This is a genomic window from Streptomyces sp. NPDC031274, from assembly GCF_055570235.1.
This window is the reverse complement of the sequence record NZ_JBVIHP010000005.1, coordinates 293,687-311,320: the sequence shown is the minus strand read 5'-3', so window position 1 is coordinate 311,320 and position 17,634 is coordinate 293,687. Positions and strand designations below refer to the sequence as shown.

Below are 17,634 nucleotides of genomic sequence, written 5' to 3'. Positions count from 1 at the left end.
TCCCCCCCCCCCCCCCCCCCCCCCTCGCTCTCCCTCTCCCCCCCCCCCCCCCCCCCCCCCCCCCCCCCCCCCCCCCCCCCCCCCCCCCCCCCCCCCCCCGGGCCGCGCACAGTGCTTGCTTATCTCATCCGGCGCCTGATCGCCGTTGTCGTCATGGTGCTGGTCGTACTGCTCGCGACCTTCACCGTCTTCTACATGCTGCCCAAGTGGGCGGGACAGGACATCGCCGTCCTCTTCGCCGGGAAGTCGTCCGGTGCCGAGCAGCTCGCGGGCATCCGGATCAAACTGGGTCTCGACGACCCTCTGCTCGTCCAGTTCTGGGACTTCGTCAAGGGCATTCCGATGGGGCGTGACTACTCCAACGGTGCTGACGTGACCCACTGTCCCGCCCCCTGCTTCGGATACTCCTTCCGTACCGAGGCGCCCGTCTGGGAGACCCTCAAGGACGCCCTGCCCGTCACCGCGGCGCTCGCCGCCGGTGCCTGTGTGCTGTGGCTCGTCGCCGGTGTCGCCACCGGTGTGCTCTCCGCGCTCAAGCGGGGCACCATCTGGGACCGTTCCGCGATGATCACCGCCCTCGGCGGCGTCTCGCTCCCCGTCTTCTTCACCGGCATGATCGCGATGGGGCTCTTCGTCCACACGCTCGGCTGGGTGCACATCGAGGACAACCTCACCACGGACGATCCGATCAACATCTGGTTCGAGACCCTGATCCTTCCCTGGATCGTGCTCGCGTTCCTCAACGCCGCCATGTACGCGAGACTGACCCGCGCCACCATGCTGGAAGTGCTCGGTGAGGACTACATCCGCACCGCGCGCGCCAAGGGGCTCGGCGAGGCCACCGTCATCAGACGGCACGCGCTGCGTTCCGCCATGACGCCGATCCTCACGGTCTTCGGCCTCGACCTCGGCGTGCTCATGGGCGGCGCCGTGCTCACCGAGTCCACGTTCAACCTGCCGGGGCTCGGCCTGGAGGCCGTCAAGGCCATCAGCAACAAGGACCTGCCGGTGATCCTCGGCGTCACCTTGTGCGCATCGCTCGCGATCGCGCTCGCCAACCTCGTCGTCGACCTTCTGTACGCCGTCATCGACCCGCGAGTGAGGCTGGGATGACCGAACTGCACAAGACCGGAGCGGCGGTCGGAGAACCCGTCGCCGACTCGGTCGCTCCCACCGCCTTCCTCGAGGTGCGCGACCTCAAGGTGCACTTCCCGACCGACGACGGCGTGGTCAAGTCCGTCGACGGGCTCAGCTTCCAGCTGGAGAAGGGCAAGACCCTCGGCATCGTCGGCGAGTCAGGATCCGGCAAGTCGGTCACCTCGCTGGGCATCCTGGGTCTGCACACCGCCGGGCAGTACGGCAGCCGCAAGGCGCAGCTGTCCGGCGAGATCTGGCTGAACGGCACGGAGCTGCTCGGCGCGGATCCGAACGAGGTGCGCAAGCTGCGCGGCCGCGAAATGGCGATGATCTTCCAGGACCCGCTGTCCGCGCTGCACCCGTACTACTCCATCGGCCAGCAGATCATGGAGGCCTACCGCGTCCACCACAAAGTGGACAAGAAGGTCGCCCGCAAGCGCGCCATCGAGATGCTCGACCGGGTGGGCATTCCCCAGCCGGACAAGCGGGTCGACAGCTACCCCCACGAGTTCTCGGGCGGTATGCGCCAGCGCGCGATGATCGCGATGGCGCTCGTGAACAACCCCGAACTGCTCATCGCGGACGAGCCGACGACCGCCCTGGACGTCACCGTCCAGGCGCAGATCCTCGACCTCATCCGGGATCTGCAGAAGGAGTTCGGCTCCGCGGTCATCATGATCACGCACGACCTTGGCGTGGTCGCCGAGATGGCGGACGAACTGCTCGTGATGTACGGCGGGCGCTGCGTCGAGCGCGGCACCGCCGAGAAGGTCTTCTACGAGCCCCAGCACCCCTACACCTGGGGCCTCCTCGGATCGATGCCGCGCATCGACCGAGAGGAGACCGACCGCCTCGTGCCGGTCAAGGGCTCCCCGCCCAGCCTGATCAACCTGCCGACGGGCTGCGCCTTCAACCCGCGCTGCCCGTACGCCGACATCCCCAAGGACCAGATCACCCGCCGCGAGCGCCCCGACCTGCACGAGGTCGCACCGGGGCACTTCACCGCCTGTCACATGTCGCAGGACGAGCGGACCCGGATCTGGACCGAAGAGATTGCGCCGAAGCTGTGAAAGACGATGCGAAAGACCAGGCGAAACAGGCGAAGGGCCAGGAGATGACGACCCCGGCGCAGACGAAGAGCTCCGCGGAGTCTCCCGAGCCGCTGCTCAAGGTCGAAGGCCTGGTGAAGCACTTCCCCATCAAGAAGGGGCTGCTGCAGCGCCAGGTGGCGGCCGTGCAGGCCGTCGACGGTCTCACCTTCGACGTGCGTCCCGGTGAGACGCTCGGCGTCGTGGGCGAGTCGGGCTGCGGCAAGTCGACGATGGGCCGTCTGATCACGCGCCTGCTCGAACCGACCGCGGGCCGTGTGGAGTTCGAGGGCGTGGACATCACGCACCTGAACACCGGTAAGATGCGGCCGCTGCGCCGCGACGTCCAGATGATCTTCCAGGACCCGTACTCGTCGCTGAACCCGCGGCACACCATCGGCACGATCGTCGGTGCGCCGTTCAAGCTCCAGGGCGTCAAGCCCGAGGGGGGCTTGCGCAAGCACGTGCAGGAGATGCTGGAGCGGGTGGGGCTCAGCCCCGAGCACTACAACCGCTACCCGCACGAGTTCTCCGGCGGTCAGCGCCAGCGCATCGGCATCGCCCGCGCGCTCGCTCTGCGGCCCAAGCTGGTCGTGGCCGACGAGCCCGTCTCCGCCCTGGACGTCTCCATCCAGGCGCAGGTGGTCAACCTCCTGGACGACCTGCAGGACGAGCTCGGCCTCACGTACGTGATCATCGCGCACGACCTCTCGGTCATCCGGCACGTCTCGGACCGCATCGCGGTGATGTACCTCGGCAAGATCGTGGAGCTGGCGGACCGCAAGGACCTCTACTCCACGCCGATGCACCCGTACACCAAGGCGCTCCTCTCCGCGGTGCCGGTGCCCGACCCCCGGCGGCGCGGCGTCAAGAGCGAGCGCATCCTGCTCCGCGGTGACGTCCCCTCGCCGATCGACCCGCCCACCGGCTGCCGTTTCCACACGCGCTGCTGGAAGGCGACGGAGATCTGCGCGAAGACCGAGCCGCCGCTGATCGCGCTCGCCTCCGGCCACCAGGTGGCGTGCCACCACCCGGAGAACGCCGACGACCAGCAGCCGGGCGACACCAAGCTGCTGCAGGTCGCCAAGGAGGCGATCGACGTGGTCTCGGTGGTGAGCAAGGCGGAGGAGACGGCTGAGGCGGAGGCCGCTGCCGAGGAGCCGACGCCGGCCGTCTCGAAGGCGGCCTCGAAGGACGCTCCGAAGGCGGCCTCGAAGGACGCTCCGAAGACCGTCGCGAAGGACTCTCCGAAGGCTGTCGCGAAGGACGCGCCGGAAGCGGAAGCCAAGGGTCAGGCGTCAACTGACCAGTAGCACCTGATGACTTGGTAAAAATCAGTCACCAGGTCATGTACACGCCCATACGGGAGAGTGCAGAGTCTGCGTGTCCGTTTCATCGGAACACACGCGCTAAGGGATGACTCATGGCACTCTCCCGTTCGGCACGTCTGGGAGCGCTGGCCACAGCTGCTGCCTCCTTCTGCTTGATCGCCGCCGCACCCGGGCCCCACCCGGGCGCCGACGGCGTGGGCGACACGTACTTCCCCCAGTTGGGCAACGGCGGCTTCGACGTACGCCACTACGGCCTCGACGTGGCGTACAACCCCGACACCGACCGCCTCGACGGCCGCACCACGATCACCGCGCGCGCCACCCAGAACCTCTCCTCCTTCGACCTGGACCTCCAGAAGCTGGAGGTGACGAAGATCGAGGTGAACGGCAGACGGGCGCCCTTCACGCGCACGGGCGACGAGATCCGGATCAGCCCGCGCGACAGCCTGCACAAGAACAAGACGTTCACCGCGACCGTCACCTACGGCGGCGTGCCCGAGCCGCTGAGCGGCCCCATCGTCTTCGGCTCCGACTACGGCTGGATGAAGACCACCGACGGCGTCTTCGTCGCGTGCGAGCCCAACGCGGCATCGACCTGGTTCCCCTCCAGCGACCACCCGTCGGACAAGGCCGCCTTCGACATCCGCATCAAGGCCCCCAAGGGCCTGACGGGCGTCTCCAACGGCCGTCTGGTCGGCACGCACGACAAGGGCGGCCAGACCGTCGCCCACTGGCGCGAGTCCGAGCCCATGGCGACCTATCTCGCGACCGCCACCATCGGCAAGTTCGACGTGAAGAAGGGCAGGACCCCGGGGGGCACCCCGATCTACGTCGCCATCGACCCCGTACTGGAGAACAGCAACAACGTCGACGTGTACGGCGTCACGGCCGAGGTCACCGACTACTGGTCGAAGATCTTCGGGCCCTACCCCTTCGAGGAGACCGGCGCGATCGTCGACGACATGCCGCAGGCGGGCTTCTCCCTGGAGACCCAGACCAAGCCGGTCTACTCCGCGGTCCGCAGCGAGTCGACCATCGCCCACGAGCTCGCCCACCAGTGGTTCGGCGACTCCGTCTCGGTCGAGAAGTGGAAGCACATCTGGCTCAACGAGGGCTTCGCGACCTACTCCCAGTGGCTGTGGAGCGAACACAAGGGCACCCAGAGCGCCCACGACGCCTTCCTCGCGGGCTACAACTCACGCCCCGCCGACTCGGCCTTCTGGCAGACGGTCGTCGGCGATCCGCAGCGCGACACGATGTTCGCCTCCGCCGTCTACCAGCGCGGCGCGATGACGCTCCAGGTCCTGCGCGAGCGCATCGGTGACAAGGCGTTCTTCAAGCTGCTCCCCGCCTGGACCCAGCAGAACCGGCACGGGAACGCGAACACCGACGACTTCATCCGCCTCGCCGAGAAGATCTCGGGCAAGCAGCTCGACTCGCTGTTCCAGACGTGGCTGTTCACCAAGGGCAAGCCCGCCCTGTAGGCCGCTCCGCGGGCCTGGCCCCGTCGGCCGCGCACCGGCGGGGCAGGTAAGAATGTCGCGTGATCCAGGATCTGTTCAGTCCCTCCGTCCAGCACGCGCTCGACATCGTCGGAATCTTCGTCTTCGCGATCTCCGGCGCGCTGCTCGCCGTACGCAAGAACTTCGACGTCTTCGGCATCGCCGTACTCGCCGAGGTCACCGCGCTGGGCGGAGGGCTCATCCGTGATGTGGTCATCGGGGCGGTGCCGCCCGCCGCGTTCGTCGACCTCGGCTACTTCATCACGCCGCTGTTCGCCGCCCTCCTGGTCTTCTTCCTGCACCCCGAGGTGGAGCGCACGCAGCTCGCGGTGAACGTCTTCGACGCGGCGGGCCTGGGCCTCTTCTGCGTCACGGGCACGATCAAGGCGTACGACTACGGCCTCGGCCTCACCTCGTCGGCGGCCCTGGGTCTGGCCACCGCGGTGGGCGGCGGCGTGCTGCGCGACATGATCGCCAACGAGGTGCCCTCGCTGGTGCGCTGGGACCGCGACCTGTACGCCGTGCCCGCGATCGTCGGATCGGCGATGGTCGCTCTCTGCATCAACTACGACATGGTGAACGCCTACACCAGCAGCCTCGCCGTGGTCACCACCTTCGTCCTGCGGCTGCTCGCGCTGCGCTACCACTGGCGCGCCCCACGGGCCTGGCACCGGCGTTCGACGGCGGTGGAGGTGGAGGAGACGACGTAGCGGCGAGGCGCGAGGGCCTCCGCCCCACACACGCAAAAGCTACCGCTTAGTAATCACATGTTGTACGTTACTGGAATGGCAGAGGCGACATCCATACCGGCAGCGGTGCCCGCGAGCATCGGCGACAGCGAGTTCGACCGCGACACCGCGGTCACCCGGCGGGAGCCCGGTGTCTACGACATCGAGCTCTCCGCCGGGTGGACGATCATCAACGCCGTCAACGGCGGATATCTCCTCGCGGTCCTCGGCCGCGCGCTCGCCGACGCCCTGCCGCACGCGGACCCCTTCACCGTCTCCGCGCACTACCTGACGGCGTCCCAGCCCGGACCCGCCGTGATCCGCACGGACACCGCGCGGGCCGGGCGGACCCTGTCGACCGGACAGGCCTCGCTCTTCCAGTACGACGACGAGGGGCGCGAGGTCGAGCGGATCCGCGTGCTCGCCTCGTACGGAGATCTGGCGGGGCTCCCCGACGACGTCCGTACGACGGCCAAGCCGCCTGCGCTGCCGCCGATCGAGCAGTGCTTCGGTCCGCAGGACGCGCCGGACCACTCTCCCGTGCCCGGCAGTTCGGCGATCAGTGACCGCCTCTTCCTGAAGCTGGACCCCTCCACCCTGGGGTGGGCCCTCGGCCAGCCGTCCGGCAAGGGGGAGATGCGGGCCTGGTTCGGCCTCGCGGACGGCCGCGACGCTGATCCGCTGTCGCTGCTGCTCGCGGTGGACGCGCTGCCGCCCACGGCGTTCGAGCTCGGCCTCTCCGGCTGGGTCCCGACGGTGGAACTGACGGTGCACGTACGTGCCGTGCCCGCACCCGGTCCTCTCCGTGTCTCCATCACGACCCGCAACCTCGCCGGGGGCTTCCTGGAGGAGGACGCGGAGGTCTGGGACAGCGCGGATCGTCTGGTCGCGCAGTCGCGGCAGCTGGCGCGGGTGCGGCTGGGCTGAGGGGCAAGGCTTCCTCCCCGACCCCGACCCCGACCCCGCCCCTTCCCGAAAACCGCGCCTGCGCCCCGGACCTCCCTGGGGCCCCGCCCCAGACCCCGTACAAGATGTCCTCAATCGCTGGACGGGCTGAAGTCTTCAGCCTTTCGGGAAGGGGCGGGGTCGGGGAGAAGAACCCGCCTAACCCACCAGCACCACACCCCCGTACGAGACCCCGGCCACGACCACCCACGCACCCAGCCCAACCACCGCCATCCGCCAGCCCGTTCGGGTGAGCGAGGGCAGATCCACCGCGGCGCCGAGCCCGAACAGGGCCGCCGCCAGCAACAGCTCCTGGACGTGGCCCGCCAGATCGAGGACGGATCCCGGAACCCAGCCGGTGCTCCGTACCGCGACCATCCCGATGAACCCCGCCACGAACAGCGGAAGCACCGGCGGCCGCCGCTTTCCGGACCCACGCCCGGTCGACCGCGCCCGCAGGGACAGCGCGACCCCCGCCACCAGCGGAGCCAGCATCGCCACCCGCATCAGCTTCACGAGAACCGCGTCCCCCAACGCCCCCGACCCAGCGGTCTGCGCGGTGGCCACCACCTGACCCACGTCGTGGACACTCGCACCGACCCACCGCCCGAACTCCGCGTCGCCGAGCCCCAACGGCCCCTGCAGCAGCGGCAGTACGGCGATCGCGAGCGTCCCGCAGAGCGTCACAAGGGCCACCGACACCGCCGCGTCCCGCTCCTCGCTCTCCCTCACCTCACTGACCGCGCCGATCGCGGAGGCACCGCAGATCGAGTAGCCGGTGGCGATCAGGAGGGGCTGATCGCCGGGAAGGCCCATCCGGCGGCCGAGCCACCACGTGCCGAAGAACGTCGCCGCGACCACCCCGAGCACCATCCCCACCGTCGCCCAGCCAAGGCCCAGGACGTCGTCCAGGCTCAGCTTCAGGCCGAGCAGGACGATGCCGAGCCGCATCAGCCGCTTGCCCGCGAGGGAGAGCCCGGCCCTGCACCGGCCCCGTACGACAGTGCGGAGACCCGGCACATGCGCCGCCGCGAGCCCGAGCACCACCGCCGCCGTCAGCATCGGCACGGCGGGGACCAGGGCGTGGGTCGCCCAGGCCGCCGCGACACCGAGGGCCGCGAGGGCGAGCCCCGGCGCCGGATGGCGAACGGGAGGCGTCACCGGGGACATCGGTGGGGCCTGCTGGCGCTGGCCGAGCAGCGCCATCAGCGGTCGGCCGGCAAGTCGTAGACCCGGCGCACGCTGGTGCCGAGGCGGGAGATGTCCGCGCCGTACACATGGAGCGAGATCGCCCGCCGCGTACCGCCGTTCCAGACCCGGTGGATGTCCCCGGGCGGCGCGAAACCGCACACCGTGCCCTGCCGGTTGACCAGGTCCTCGGTGGGGACGAGCCGCGCCGGAGCGCCGGATGCCGCCGGGACGAGGCGGTAGCGCCGCTCGTGCTCCGCGCCCTCGTGGACGCCGGTGACGCACCAGGAGACGTGATCGTGCACCGGTGTGTGCTGGCCCGGCAGCCAGACGAGGCCGACCACCGAGAAGCTGCCGTCGTGCTCGGCGTGCAGCAGATGCTGGCGGTAGCGCCCGGGATCGCCCTCGCACTGCTCGTCGGCGAGCAGATCGGCCGCGCCCAGATGCGACGCGAGCCGCTCGCCGACCAGATACGCCGTCAGATCCGGCGGAAGGCCCCGGCCGACGGCCGCGCGGACATCGGCGACGAGGGCGTCCAGGCGCCCGGTGGTGCGGGCCGCGCGGAACGCGGTGGTGGAGGCACTCATACGGGCAGCGTCCTGCCACCCTTCCATCACGTCCAACGACAGTTTCTAAGCCTTGCCCCAACTTCTGCTTATGGATGAGGGGCGTTTTGGGCGAGAAGTGAAGAGTGAGCGCCTCAGCAGCCCATCCGGTTCGCCGCGACCGCCTTCAGCTCATCGAGGACCAGCGCCGTCGCGGGAATCCGCAGGTGCTCCCGGAGCGCGTACGCCGAGACCTGCCGGCGCGACGCCGGATCGAGAGCCCGTCCTGTCACCTGCCGGTGGCGCAGGAAGTTGAGGACGAGACCCGGCATCATGGCGATGCCAAGACCCTCGGCGACCAGGCTCTGGATGACGAGATTGTCATCCGTGGTGAAGGCGATGTCCGGCGTGAAGCCCTGCTCGGCGCATTCGTGCAGGAAGTTGGCCCGGCAGCGCAGGCAGCCCGCGATCCAGCGCTCGCTCGCGAGATCGACGAGCCTGACGGAACGGCGCCGGGCCAGCGGATGGCGTGAGGGCATGAGGACCGTCAGCTGGTCCTCCATCAGCGGGATCTCCATCACTTCCTCCGGCACGTCCTCGTGCAGGCCGGGGTAGTGGAAGGCCAGCGTGATGTCGCAGTCGCCGTGCACCAGGCGCTGGAGCGACTCGGGCGGTTCGTTCTCCTGGAGTTCGACGCGCACACCGGGATGGCTCCTCGCGAGCCGGGACAGCGCCTCGGGGATGAGGGTGGCGTTGGCGCTGGGGAACGCGCAGATGCGGACGCGGCCGGTGCGCAGACCCGTGATGGCGTTCATCTGCTGCTGGGCGGCGTCGATGTTGCCGAGGATGATTCCCGCGTGCCGGGACAGCGCCTCGCCCGCCTCGGTCAGCCGCATCCTGCGGCCGACACGGGTGAACAGGACCGTGCCGACGGACCGTTCGAGCGCCTTCATCTGCTGGGTGATCGCAGGCTGCGTATAGCCGAGCGAGCGGGCGGCGGCGGAGTAGGAACCGGTGCGGACCACTTCGTGGAATGACCTGATGTGCCGCGAATCGAACACATCTGCATCATAAGCGGGGCGCGGGAAGGTCCGTGGGCAGACCCCTTCCGCCATCCTTGGCTGCGTGAAATCCGACCGTCTGCTCTCGATCCTGCTGCTGCTCCAGACCCGTGGGCAGGTCCCCGCCCACGAGCTGGCCGACCGTCTCGAAGTCTCCGTGCGCACCATCTACCGCGACATCGAGGCGCTCTCCACATCCGGCGTCCCGGTGTACGCCGAGCGCGGGCGGCACGGAGGCATCGCGCTGCTCCCCGGTTTCCGTACGGACGTCACGGGGCTCACCGCGGACGAGTCGAGGGCGCTCTTCATCCTGGCCGCGCAGGGCGCGCACGCCGCGCTCGGCCTTGACGAGGCGATCGGCTCCGCCCTGCGCAAGGTCATGGCGGCCCTGCCCGAACCACACCGTCCCGCCGCCGAGTTGACGAGCCGGCGCATCCTCGTCGACTCGGCGCGCTGGATGCCGGGGCCCCGTGGATCGGATCCGGTCGTCGTCGACCTCGACGTACTGCAGGACGCCGTCTTCTCCGACCGGCGGCTGCGCCTGCGCTACCGGCACAGCGGCGACCCCCGGCCGCGCACCTACACCGTGGATCCCTACGGCCTCGTCTCGAAGGCGGGCGTCTGGTACCTGGTGGCCGACCGGCGCGGCGCCCCGCGGCTCTTCCGCGCCGACCGCGTGCAGGAGGCGACCCTCACGGAGACGCCGGTCAAGCGCAGGACGGGGGTCGAACTCGCAGACGTATGGGCCGTGCTGAAGCGTCAGGTCGAGGACCGTCCGGTCGGTGTCGACGTGACGGCGCGGGTCGCGCGTGACCGGTTCGCCCAGTTCCTGCGGCTCAAGGGCCAATTCCTCAGCGCACGCCCCGAGGACGACGGGGAGAGCGAGTGGATCGACGTCCGGCTCGGTTTCGGCGTCGTCGGCGACATCCGTACGCTGCTTCCGTTCGCCGCCAGTGTGGAAGTGCTCTCTCCGCCCGGGGCGCGCGCCGAGCTGATGAACGCCGCCGCCGCGGTCACCGACCTTTACGCAGGAAGCGGCTCAGCTCGCCGGTGAGCTGAGCGGGCGCGTCCTCCTGTACGAGATGTCCCGCGCCCTCGATCAGGCGCAGCTCGGCGCCGGGGATCAGCTCGGCGAGCTCGTGGCCGCGCTCCACCGGGATCCAGGTGTCGTCCGTGCCCCAGCAGACGAGGACGGGAAGGGCCAACTCCCCGTACCGGCCCTGGATCTCATCCGTGAACCGCTGGTCGTTCTGCTCGATCTGCCGGTAGAAGGCGGGCCTGCCCTCCGGTGTGCACCAGGGCTCGACCAGGCGGTCGAGCACCGCCGGGTGCAGTCCGCGGTGGCTCGCCGAACTGACGTACTCGCGCACCAGTGCCTCGTGCAGGGCGGGCGGCAGCTGGTTGAAGACGTCGGCGTGCGCGCCGAGCAGGCGGTAGGTGGGGGAGCCCCAGGGGGCGAGGGCCACCGGGTCGACGACGGCGAGGCGTTCGTAGCGGGCGCCGTGCAGGAGGTGGGCGCGCAGGGCGACGCAGCCACCGAAGTCATGGGCCACGACAGCGGGTTCGTGCAGACCCCAGTGGGCGAGCAGCTCGCTCAGGACACGGGCCTGCGCGGCCAGGCTCACATCCTGCCCGGACCGCATCTCCGACGCCCCGTAGCCGGGCAGGTCCCATACGTACACGCGATGTTCCTGGGAGAGCGCGCGGGCCACGCTCCGCCAGACGTACGAGGAGAAGGGCGTGCCGTGGACCAGGACGACGGGCGGTGCGTCCTCGGGGCCGAGGGCGGCCCAGCGGACCGCGCCGGTCGGTCCCGCGAAGGTCTGGTCGAGTGTCCAGTCCCGGGTCTGGTCGAGTGTCCGGTCACGATCAGTTGTCATGATCGTAAGGCTAGTAGCTCCTTACGGGGGAGTCGAGTGTCACGGACCCCATCAGGCCTTTGCCGATGCCCCGGTCACCGCTCGTCCAGCCAGTGGCGCCGCCCGAGCGACACCAGGCGCAGCTGCCGACGTGCGCCTGCCGCCACCCGCTCCTCTGTGCCGGGCGCCGCCTCCAGGAGCGCGGACGCGGTCATCACCATGTGGTCGACGTACATCCTGGCCAGCATCAGGAGATCGTCCTCGTCCCAGCCCGCGGACTCGGGCTCCTGGGCGAACTGGCCCGCCACCTCCCGCGCGAACAAGGTGAGTTGATCGCCTATCGCCGACCGCACGGCCTGCACCCCGCCGTGCTGCTCGCGGGCGATGAAGCGGACGTGGGCGGGGTGCGTGCGGACGTAGGCGACGATCAACTCGACCGTGGCCGCGATGCGTTCCTCGCCGTCGTCGTCGCCGCTGCTGTCGCCGGTCGCGGCGAGGAGCGAGACGAGCGTGGTGTGCAGGCTGTTCAGCGCCTCCTCCACCAGGGCCACGCCCAGGTCGGCCACGTCGCGGAAGTGCCGGTAGAAGGCGGTGGGGGCCACGCCCGCGGCCCGGGTGACCTCGCGCAGACCCAGGCTGCTCAGGCTCTGCTCCTCGAGCAGCTGGAGCGCCGCGTCGAGGAGCGCCTGCCGGGTTTTCTGCTTCTGGGCCTGCCGGATGCCGAGAGTGTGACTCATGCCATGCAGTTAACAACTGTTCTCCGAGATTGGAAAGCCGGAGAGGCGGTACTCTCTAAGTCAGTGAACAGTTGTGACCACAAGCGTTCACCGAACCCTCGACGAGAGGCATCCCGTGTTGTTCCTCGTAGCCGCACTCCTGCTGCTCGGAGTCGCCCTGGGCGCCGTGGCCCACGCACCGCTCCCCGTCACCTTCGTCGCCGCCGCCGTCATCGGCGTCTGGCTCGTGGTGTTCACGGTCCGCGAGCGGCATGCGCGCCGCCACTCCTGAGCACGCCGCCACCGTTCCCCTCCCTTCCTCTCCCTTCCTTCAAGTGATCCGCACGGCCGCCGAAAGGAGTCGCACCATGGGACTCGGCACCCTCACCCCCAGGTCCACGACCACCTCCACCACCACCTCCACCACTACCTCCGCCACCTCCACCGCTTCGACCCGCGAGACGGCCCCCGCCCCCGTCTCCACCCCCGCCCCCGTCCCCACCGGTCGGCGTGACACCGACGGCATGGCCGTCGCCTCGTTCGTCCTCGGCCTGGTCGGGCTGCTCGTCCTGAACCTCTTCCTCGGTCCGATCGCGATCGTCCTCGCGAGCATCGCGCTGCTGCGCGGGACCAGCCGAAAGGGCCGCGCGGCCCTCGGGCTCGGGCTCGGTCTGGCCGATCTCGTCGTCCTCGCCGTCCTGATGTCCATGGACAACACCGTGTCGTGGAGTCTCGCGGGCTGACCGCTGGAACGCGGGGCCCCGCACGGCTCGTAGAATCGTGCGCACCATGGCCTACCTCGACCACGCAGCGACCACTCCGATGCTCCCGGAGGCGATCGCGGCGATGACCGCCCAGCTCGCCGTCACCGGCAACGCGTCCTCACTGCACGCCGCCGGGCGCCGGGCGCGGCGTACCGTCGAGGAGGCCCGCGAGACGCTCGCCGAGTCGCTCGGCGCGCGCCCCAGCGAGACCGTCTTCACCGCGGGCGGCACGGAGGCCGACAATCTCGCCGTGAAGGGCCTGTACTGGGCGCGGCGCGACGCCGACCCCGCGCGGACCCGGATCCTTTCCAGCCCCGTCGAGCACCACGCCGTCCTCGACGCCGTGCACTGGCTCGGTGAGCACGAAGGCGCCACCGTCGAGTTCCTCCCCGTCGACGCGTACGGCCGCGTGCACCCCGAAGCGCTGCGCGAGGCGATCGAGCGCGACCCCGACGACGTCGCCCTCGCCACCGTCATGTGGGCCAACAACGAGATCGGCACCATCCAGCCCATCCGTGAACTGGCCGATGTGGCGGCCGAGTTCGAGATCCCACTGCATGCCGACGCCGTGCAGGCCTTCGGGCAGGTGCCCGTCGACTTCGCCGCGTCCGGGCTCGCCGCGATGACCGTCTCCGGGCACAAGATCGGCGGTCCTTACGGCATCGGGGCGCTGCTCCTGGGGCGCGAGTACAGTCCCGTGCCCGTCCTGCACGGCGGCGGACAGGAGCGTCATGTGCGCTCCGGGACGCTCGATGTGCCCGCGATCGCCGCGTTCGCCGTGGCGGGGCAGCACGCCGCCGGGCAGCGCGAGAGGTTCGCCCGCGAGATCGGCGCGCTGCGGGACGATCTCGTCTCCGCCGTGCGCGCGGCGGTCCCGAGCGCGATCCTGGGGGGCGACCCGGTCGACCGGCTGCCCGCGAACGCGCACTTCACCTTCCCCGGCTGCGAGGGCGACTCCCTGCTGCTGCTGCTCGACGCCCAGGGCATCGAGTGCTCCACCGGCTCCGCGTGCACGGCGGGCGTGGCCCAGCCGAGTCACGTCCTGCTCGCCACCGGCACCGACCCCGACCTGGCCCGCGGCACGCTCCGTTTCTCCCTCGGCCACACCTCGACGGAGGCGGACGTGGCGGCGGTGGCCCGGGCGATCGGCCCGGCGGTGGAACGGGCGCGGACGGCGGGACTTAGCTGAGCCCTGCACCTACTTGGTCCCGGTTTGGGCAGGTAAGTGACGCAGCTAACGCTGTACTGGGGTGCTGGCGGCCGGAGTTGATGCCGGTTTCGGCCGCTATAGGGCGGACAGGCGCAGGAGCGGGCTACGAGGCCCACAGTCCGCCGATCTATGCTTGCCGCTCGCGAGTCCGCTCCGCGCGTTCGGGGCTGTGCACGACAACCCCCTCATGGAGTTCACATTGAAGGCGAACCTCCGCTCTCGCATCGCCGCGCGGCTCGGGCGTATATATCTCTCCAGGATCCAGAAGAACGGGATCAGCGCCTCCACGATCTCGCGTCTTCCCGAGCCCCTCCTCGCGCCGATGCGCCGTGACGGTCTCGACCCGGTGGCCCGGCTCACCGAGAACCAGGCGGAGCAGCCGATCTCCAAGGTGCCGCTGCCGTTCGGCATGGACGCCTGGGTGGTCACCGGCTACGACGAGGTGAAGGCCGTCCTCGGTGCGACCGACGGCTTCAGCAACGACTTCACGAACCTCGCGGGCAACGCCGGTGTGGTCGAGGACCACAATCCCGGCGGCCTCGGTTTCAGCGACCCCCCGGTCCACACACATCTGCGCCGCATCCTGACGCCCGAGTTCACGATGCGCAGGCTGCGCCGCCTCACGCCCCGGATCGAGGCCATCGTCGAGGAGCGGCTGGACGCGATGGAGGCGGCGGAAGGGCCCGTCGACCTCGTCCAGGCCTTCGCCCTTCCCATACCCTCGCTGACGATCTGCGAGCTGCTCGGCGTGCCCTACGAGGACCGCCACGACTTCCAGCAGCTGGCCATGGAGCGCTTCGACCTCTTCGCCGGGGCGACCGCTCCCTTCGGGGCGATATCCGCCTCGCTCTCGTACTTCAGGGACGTCGTCAAGAAGCAGCGCGAGAACCCGGGCGACGGACTGCTCGGCATGATCGTGAAGGAACACGGCGACACGGTCGACGACGAGGAGCTCGCCGGCCTCGCCGACGGCATCCTCACCGGCGGCTTCGAGACGACCGCGAGCATGGTGGCCCTCGGCTCCCTGCTGCTCCTTCAGCACCCGGAGACCGCCGCGCGGCTGCGCGACGACGACGCGGCGGCCGCCCCCTTCGTCGAGGAGGCGCTGCGCTACCTCACCGTCGTGCAGGTGGCCTTCCCGCGGTTCGCCCGCGAGGACATCGAGATAGCCGGGGTGCTCATCCCCAAGGGCGACCTGGTCCTGTGCTCCCTGAGCGGCGGCAACCGCGACGCCAAGTACACCCCCGACGGCGGCGGCTTCGACCCGCACCGCAAGGCCTCGGGCCACCTCGCCTTCGGCTACGGCATCCACCGCTGCATCGGCGCCGAACTGGCCCGCATGGAGCTGCGCGCCGCCTACCCGGCCCTGGTGAAGCGCTTCCCCGAGATGCGGCTGGCGGTCGCCCCCGAGGAGCTCGCCTTCCGTAAGCTGTCGATCGTGTACGGGGTGGAGTCGCTGCCGGTGCATCTGCGGTAGGGCGGTGTATGGCCGGTCAGACGGACATGGCTGGTCAGACGGGTGTGGCTGGTCAGACGGGTGTGGCCGATCAGGCGAGAGCCGTGCGGGCCTTCTTGACCAGCTTCATGTACCGGTCCCAGTCCCAGTGCGGCCCGGGATCCGTGTGGTCCGTGCCTGGCACCTCCACGTGCCCGATGATGTGCTTCCGGTCCACCGGGATGTCGTACCTCTTGCAGATTCCGGCGGTGAGGCGCGCCGAGGACTCGTACATGGCATCGGTGAACGAGGACTTCTTGTCCACGAAGCCCTCGTGCTCGATGCCGATGCTCCGTTCGTTGTAGCTCTTGTTCCCCGCGTGGAACGCCACGTCCAGCTCGCGGATCATCTGGGCGACGTGCCCGTCCTTGCGCACCACGTAGTGAGCCGCCGCGCCGTGTGCCGGGTCCTTGAACACCTTCAGTGCCGTGTCGTACCCGCCCTGCACGACGTGGACGACGACCATGTCTATCCCGTAGTCGTCCGGCCGGTCCGCCCGGCGCCAGTTGTAGTCGGACGCGGCGACCCACTGTGCGCCCCGGGCGTCGACCTCGCCCTCCTCGCGCCTCTTGACGACGCCGGGCAGCCGCCACCACAGGCGTCCCAGCTGGTCCGAAGCGAGCGCGGCCGTGCCGACGGCCGCCACGGCGCCGCCGATCAGGAGCGTCCGCCGGTCGATGCCCCGGCGCTCGGACTTCTGCTCCGCCTTCGAGTCCTGTTCATCCCCCATATGATCGCCAACGCTTACTCACGGGCGCCTGGTTCCCGCGGGCCCGTACCCTGTTAGAGCTATGACTGAGAACCGGACCCCGCAGCACCCCCGCCCCCTGCGCGTACTCGCCGCCATGTCCGGCGGCGTGGACTCCGCCGTCGCCGCCGCGCGTGCCGCCGAAGCCGGGCACGACGTGACCGGAGTGCATCTGGCGCTCTCGGCGAACCCGCAATCGTTCCGCACGGGCGCGCGAGGCTGTTGCACCATCGAGGACTCCCGCGACGCCCGCCGTGCCGCGGACGTCATCGGCATCCCGTTCTACGTATGGGACCTGGCCGAGCGGTTCCGCGAGGACGTGGTCGAGGACTTCATCGCCGAGTACGAGGCGGGGCGCACCCCCAACCCCTGCCTTCGCTGCAACGAGAAGATCAAGTTCGCCGCGCTCCTGGACAAGGCACTCGCCCTGGGCTTCGACGCGGTCGTCACCGGCCACTACGCCACGGTCGTCGTGAACGACGACGGCACGCGCGAGCTGCACCGCGCGTCAGACATGGCCAAGGACCAGAGCTACGTCCTCGGGGTCCTCGACGACCGCCAGCTCGCCCACGCGATGTTCCCCCTCGGTGACACGCTCACCACCAAGGAGGAGATCCGCGCGGAGGCCGAGGAGCGCGGCCTGGCCGTCGCGAAGAAGCCCGACAGCCACGACATCTGCTTCATCGCCGACGGCGACACCCAGGGCTTCCTCGCGGACCGCCTCGGCAAGGCGGAGGGCGACATCGTCGACGCCGAAGGGAACAAGCTGGGCACCCACGAGGGCGCTTTCGGCTACACCATCGGCCAGCGCAAGGGCCTGCGGATCGGCACCCCGGCCCCCGACGGCAAGCCGCGCTACGTCCTGGACATCTCCCCGGTGAACAACACCGTGACCGTCGGCCCGGTGGCGGCCCTGGACGTCACGGGCCTGACGGCGATCAAGCCCCGCTGGTGCGGCGTCGCCCCCTCAGGGCCCGGCACGTACACCGCGCAGCTGCGGGCACACGGCGGCGAGACGTCGGTCCGCGCGGAACTGGTCGACGGCTCGGAGCTGCGCGTCTCCTTCGACGAGCCGGTACGCGGCGTGGCCCCGGGCCAGGCGATCGTGCTGTACGACGGCACGCGCGTGGTCGGCTCGGCGACGATCGCCACGACGGAGCGGGCGACGGCGGCGGTCTGAGGTGTCGGCGGGTCGGCGGCTGGGTTTGTTGCAGGAAAGTCCCGGGGGGGGGGGGGGGGGGGGGGGGGGGGGGGGGGGGGGGGGGGGGGGGGGAGGGGGGGGGGGGAGGGGGGGAGGGAGGGGGGGGGGGGGGGGTG

At 70.2% G+C, this 17,634-nt stretch carries 18 protein-coding genes; 12 read left to right on the top strand and 6 right to left on the bottom strand.

The genetic code is table 11. The annotated features are described in order from the left end of the window. Positions 1 to 111 precede the first annotated feature (111 nt). The 6 genes from ACZ5CR_RS11525 (at position 112) to ACZ5CR_RS11500 (ending at position 6,713) form a co-directional block, all read left to right on the top strand. The gene (locus tag ACZ5CR_RS11525) at positions 112 to 1,113 is read left to right on the top strand and encodes an ABC transporter permease (RefSeq protein WP_468856088.1); all 1,002 of its coding nucleotides are present in this window, start codon (positions 112 to 114) and stop codon (positions 1,111 to 1,113) included. Beyond that, positions 1,110 to 2,207: an ABC transporter ATP-binding protein gene (locus tag ACZ5CR_RS11520; protein ID WP_468856086.1), complete on the top strand. Its 1,098-nt coding sequence runs from the start codon at positions 1,110 to 1,112 to the stop codon at positions 2,205 to 2,207. The genes ACZ5CR_RS11525 and ACZ5CR_RS11520 overlap by 4 nt, the downstream gene beginning before the upstream one ends. Positions 2,208 to 2,251: 44 nt before the next feature. Next, positions 2,252 to 3,538, top strand: a complete 1,287-nt coding sequence (locus ACZ5CR_RS11515) for an ABC transporter ATP-binding protein (protein WP_468856218.1) — start codon at positions 2,252 to 2,254, stop codon at positions 3,536 to 3,538. 110 nt (positions 3,539 to 3,648) lie between these two features. Further along, a complete protein-coding gene (locus ACZ5CR_RS11510) occupies positions 3,649 to 5,040 on the top strand; it encodes a M1 family metallopeptidase (protein WP_468856084.1) in 1,392 nt (463 codons plus the stop codon). 59 nt (positions 5,041 to 5,099) lie between these two features. After that, the gene (locus ACZ5CR_RS11505) at positions 5,100 to 5,768 is read left to right on the top strand and encodes a trimeric intracellular cation channel family protein (RefSeq protein WP_468856082.1); all 669 of its coding nucleotides are present in this window, start codon (positions 5,100 to 5,102) and stop codon (positions 5,766 to 5,768) included. A gap of 75 nt (positions 5,769 to 5,843) precedes the next feature. Next, positions 5,844 to 6,713 (top strand): thioesterase family protein, encoded by an 870-nt coding sequence (locus ACZ5CR_RS11500; RefSeq protein WP_468856081.1) that lies wholly within the window; start codon positions 5,844 to 5,846, stop codon positions 6,711 to 6,713. A gap of 177 nt (positions 6,714 to 6,890) precedes the next feature. Here the strand turns inward: ACZ5CR_RS11500 and ACZ5CR_RS11495 are convergent, their stop codons facing one another. The 3 genes from ACZ5CR_RS11495 to ACZ5CR_RS11485 all read right to left on the bottom strand — a co-directional run bounded on the left by ACZ5CR_RS11495 (position 6,891) and on the right by ACZ5CR_RS11485 (position 9,525). Next, positions 6,891 to 7,901 carry a YeiH family protein gene (locus tag ACZ5CR_RS11495; RefSeq protein ID WP_468856215.1) on the bottom strand — a complete coding sequence of 337 codons (1,011 nt, stop codon included), beginning with the start codon at positions 7,899 to 7,901 and terminating at the stop codon, positions 6,891 to 6,893. A 35-nt stretch (positions 7,902 to 7,936) separates the two neighbouring features. Beyond that, positions 7,937 to 8,506 (bottom strand): cysteine dioxygenase family protein, encoded by a 570-nt coding sequence (locus ACZ5CR_RS11490; protein ID WP_468856078.1) that lies wholly within the window; start codon positions 8,504 to 8,506, stop codon positions 7,937 to 7,939. 113 nt (positions 8,507 to 8,619) lie between these two features. After that, positions 8,620 to 9,525: a LysR family transcriptional regulator gene (locus tag ACZ5CR_RS11485; protein ID WP_468856075.1), complete on the bottom strand. Its 906-nt coding sequence runs from the start codon at positions 9,523 to 9,525 to the stop codon at positions 8,620 to 8,622. A 64-nt stretch (positions 9,526 to 9,589) separates the two neighbouring features. Here ACZ5CR_RS11485 and ACZ5CR_RS11480 point away from each other — a divergent pair, with 64 nt between their 5' ends. Further along, a complete protein-coding gene (locus ACZ5CR_RS11480) occupies positions 9,590 to 10,579 on the top strand; it encodes a helix-turn-helix transcriptional regulator (protein WP_468856072.1) in 990 nt (329 codons plus the stop codon). Here the strand turns inward: ACZ5CR_RS11480 and ACZ5CR_RS11475 are convergent. Further along, positions 10,539 to 11,405 (bottom strand): alpha/beta fold hydrolase, encoded by an 867-nt coding sequence (locus ACZ5CR_RS11475; protein WP_468856069.1) that lies wholly within the window; start codon positions 11,403 to 11,405, stop codon positions 10,539 to 10,541. The two genes, ACZ5CR_RS11480 and ACZ5CR_RS11475, sit on opposite strands and share 41 nt — an antisense overlap. A 74-nt stretch (positions 11,406 to 11,479) precedes the next feature. Continuing rightward, positions 11,480 to 12,121, bottom strand: a complete 642-nt coding sequence (locus ACZ5CR_RS11470; RefSeq protein ID WP_468856066.1) for a TetR family transcriptional regulator — start codon at positions 12,119 to 12,121, stop codon at positions 11,480 to 11,482. Between the two features lie 115 nt (positions 12,122 to 12,236). On the opposite strand from ACZ5CR_RS11470, the gene ACZ5CR_RS11465 reads away from it, so the two are divergent. The 4 genes from ACZ5CR_RS11465 (at position 12,237) to ACZ5CR_RS11450 (ending at position 15,551) form a co-directional block, all read left to right on the top strand. Further along, entirely contained in the window at positions 12,237 to 12,392 is a 156-nt protein-coding gene (locus ACZ5CR_RS11465; RefSeq protein WP_389909241.1) for a hypothetical protein, read from the top strand. Positions 12,393 to 12,468: 76 nt separating this feature from the next. Then, on the top strand, positions 12,469 to 12,843 hold the full coding sequence (locus ACZ5CR_RS11460) for a DUF4190 domain-containing protein (protein WP_468856064.1): 375 nt from the start codon (positions 12,469 to 12,471) through the stop codon (positions 12,841 to 12,843). 46 nt (positions 12,844 to 12,889) lie between these two features. Further along, complete coding sequence (locus ACZ5CR_RS11455; RefSeq protein ID WP_468856062.1) at positions 12,890 to 14,053, top strand: cysteine desulfurase family protein; 1,164 nt, start codon at positions 12,890 to 12,892, stop codon at positions 14,051 to 14,053. A 208-nt stretch (positions 14,054 to 14,261) separates the two neighbouring features. Further along, the gene (locus ACZ5CR_RS11450) at positions 14,262 to 15,551 is read left to right on the top strand and encodes a cytochrome P450 (RefSeq protein WP_468856059.1); all 1,290 of its coding nucleotides are present in this window, start codon (positions 14,262 to 14,264) and stop codon (positions 15,549 to 15,551) included. Positions 15,552 to 15,621: 70 nt separating this feature from the next. Here ACZ5CR_RS11450 and ACZ5CR_RS11445 read toward each other — a convergent pair whose 3' ends face one another. Beyond that, positions 15,622 to 16,299 carry an N-acetylmuramoyl-L-alanine amidase gene (locus tag ACZ5CR_RS11445; protein WP_468856058.1) on the bottom strand — a complete coding sequence of 226 codons (678 nt, stop codon included), beginning with the start codon at positions 16,297 to 16,299 and terminating at the stop codon, positions 15,622 to 15,624. 61 nt (positions 16,300 to 16,360) lie between these two features. On the opposite strand from ACZ5CR_RS11445, the gene mnmA reads away from it, so the two are divergent. Beyond that, a complete protein-coding gene (gene mnmA, locus ACZ5CR_RS11440) occupies positions 16,361 to 17,497 on the top strand; it encodes a tRNA 2-thiouridine(34) synthase MnmA (protein ID WP_468856055.1) in 1,137 nt (378 codons plus the stop codon). The last annotated feature ends 137 nt before the right edge of the window (positions 17,498 to 17,634 follow it).

What these genes read in the sequence shown, in the direction of transcription:
- ACZ5CR_RS11520 (WP_468856086.1), top strand. Translation starts at nt 1,110, where the DNA reads ATGACCGAACTGCACAAGACCGGAGCGGCGGTCGGAGAACCCGTCGCC.
- ACZ5CR_RS11515 (WP_468856218.1), top strand. Translation starts at nt 2,252, where the DNA reads ATGACGACCCCGGCGCAGACGAAGAGCTCCGCGGAGTCTCCCGAGCCG.
- ACZ5CR_RS11510 (WP_468856084.1), top strand. Translation starts at nt 3,649, where the DNA reads ATGGCACTCTCCCGTTCGGCACGTCTGGGAGCGCTGGCCACAGCTGCT.
- ACZ5CR_RS11500 (WP_468856081.1), top strand. Translation starts at nt 5,844, where the DNA reads ATGGCAGAGGCGACATCCATACCGGCAGCGGTGCCCGCGAGCATCGGC.
- ACZ5CR_RS11495 (WP_468856215.1), bottom strand. Translation starts at nt 7,901, where the DNA reads ATGTCCCCGGTGACGCCTCCCGTTCGCCATCCGGCGCCGGGGCTCGCC.
- ACZ5CR_RS11490 (WP_468856078.1), bottom strand. Translation starts at nt 8,506, where the DNA reads ATGAGTGCCTCCACCACCGCGTTCCGCGCGGCCCGCACCACCGGGCGC.
- ACZ5CR_RS11475 (WP_468856069.1), bottom strand. Translation starts at nt 11,405, where the DNA reads ATGACAACTGATCGTGACCGGACACTCGACCAGACCCGGGACTGGACA.
- ACZ5CR_RS11470 (WP_468856066.1), bottom strand. Translation starts at nt 12,121, where the DNA reads ATGAGTCACACTCTCGGCATCCGGCAGGCCCAGAAGCAGAAAACCCGG.
- ACZ5CR_RS11460 (WP_468856064.1), top strand. Translation starts at nt 12,469, where the DNA reads ATGGGACTCGGCACCCTCACCCCCAGGTCCACGACCACCTCCACCACC.
- ACZ5CR_RS11455 (WP_468856062.1), top strand. Translation starts at nt 12,890, where the DNA reads ATGGCCTACCTCGACCACGCAGCGACCACTCCGATGCTCCCGGAGGCG.
- ACZ5CR_RS11450 (WP_468856059.1), top strand. Translation starts at nt 14,262, where the DNA reads ATGGAGTTCACATTGAAGGCGAACCTCCGCTCTCGCATCGCCGCGCGG.
- ACZ5CR_RS11445 (WP_468856058.1), bottom strand. Translation starts at nt 16,299, where the DNA reads ATGGGGGATGAACAGGACTCGAAGGCGGAGCAGAAGTCCGAGCGCCGG.
- mnmA (WP_468856055.1), top strand. Translation starts at nt 16,361, where the DNA reads ATGACTGAGAACCGGACCCCGCAGCACCCCCGCCCCCTGCGCGTACTC.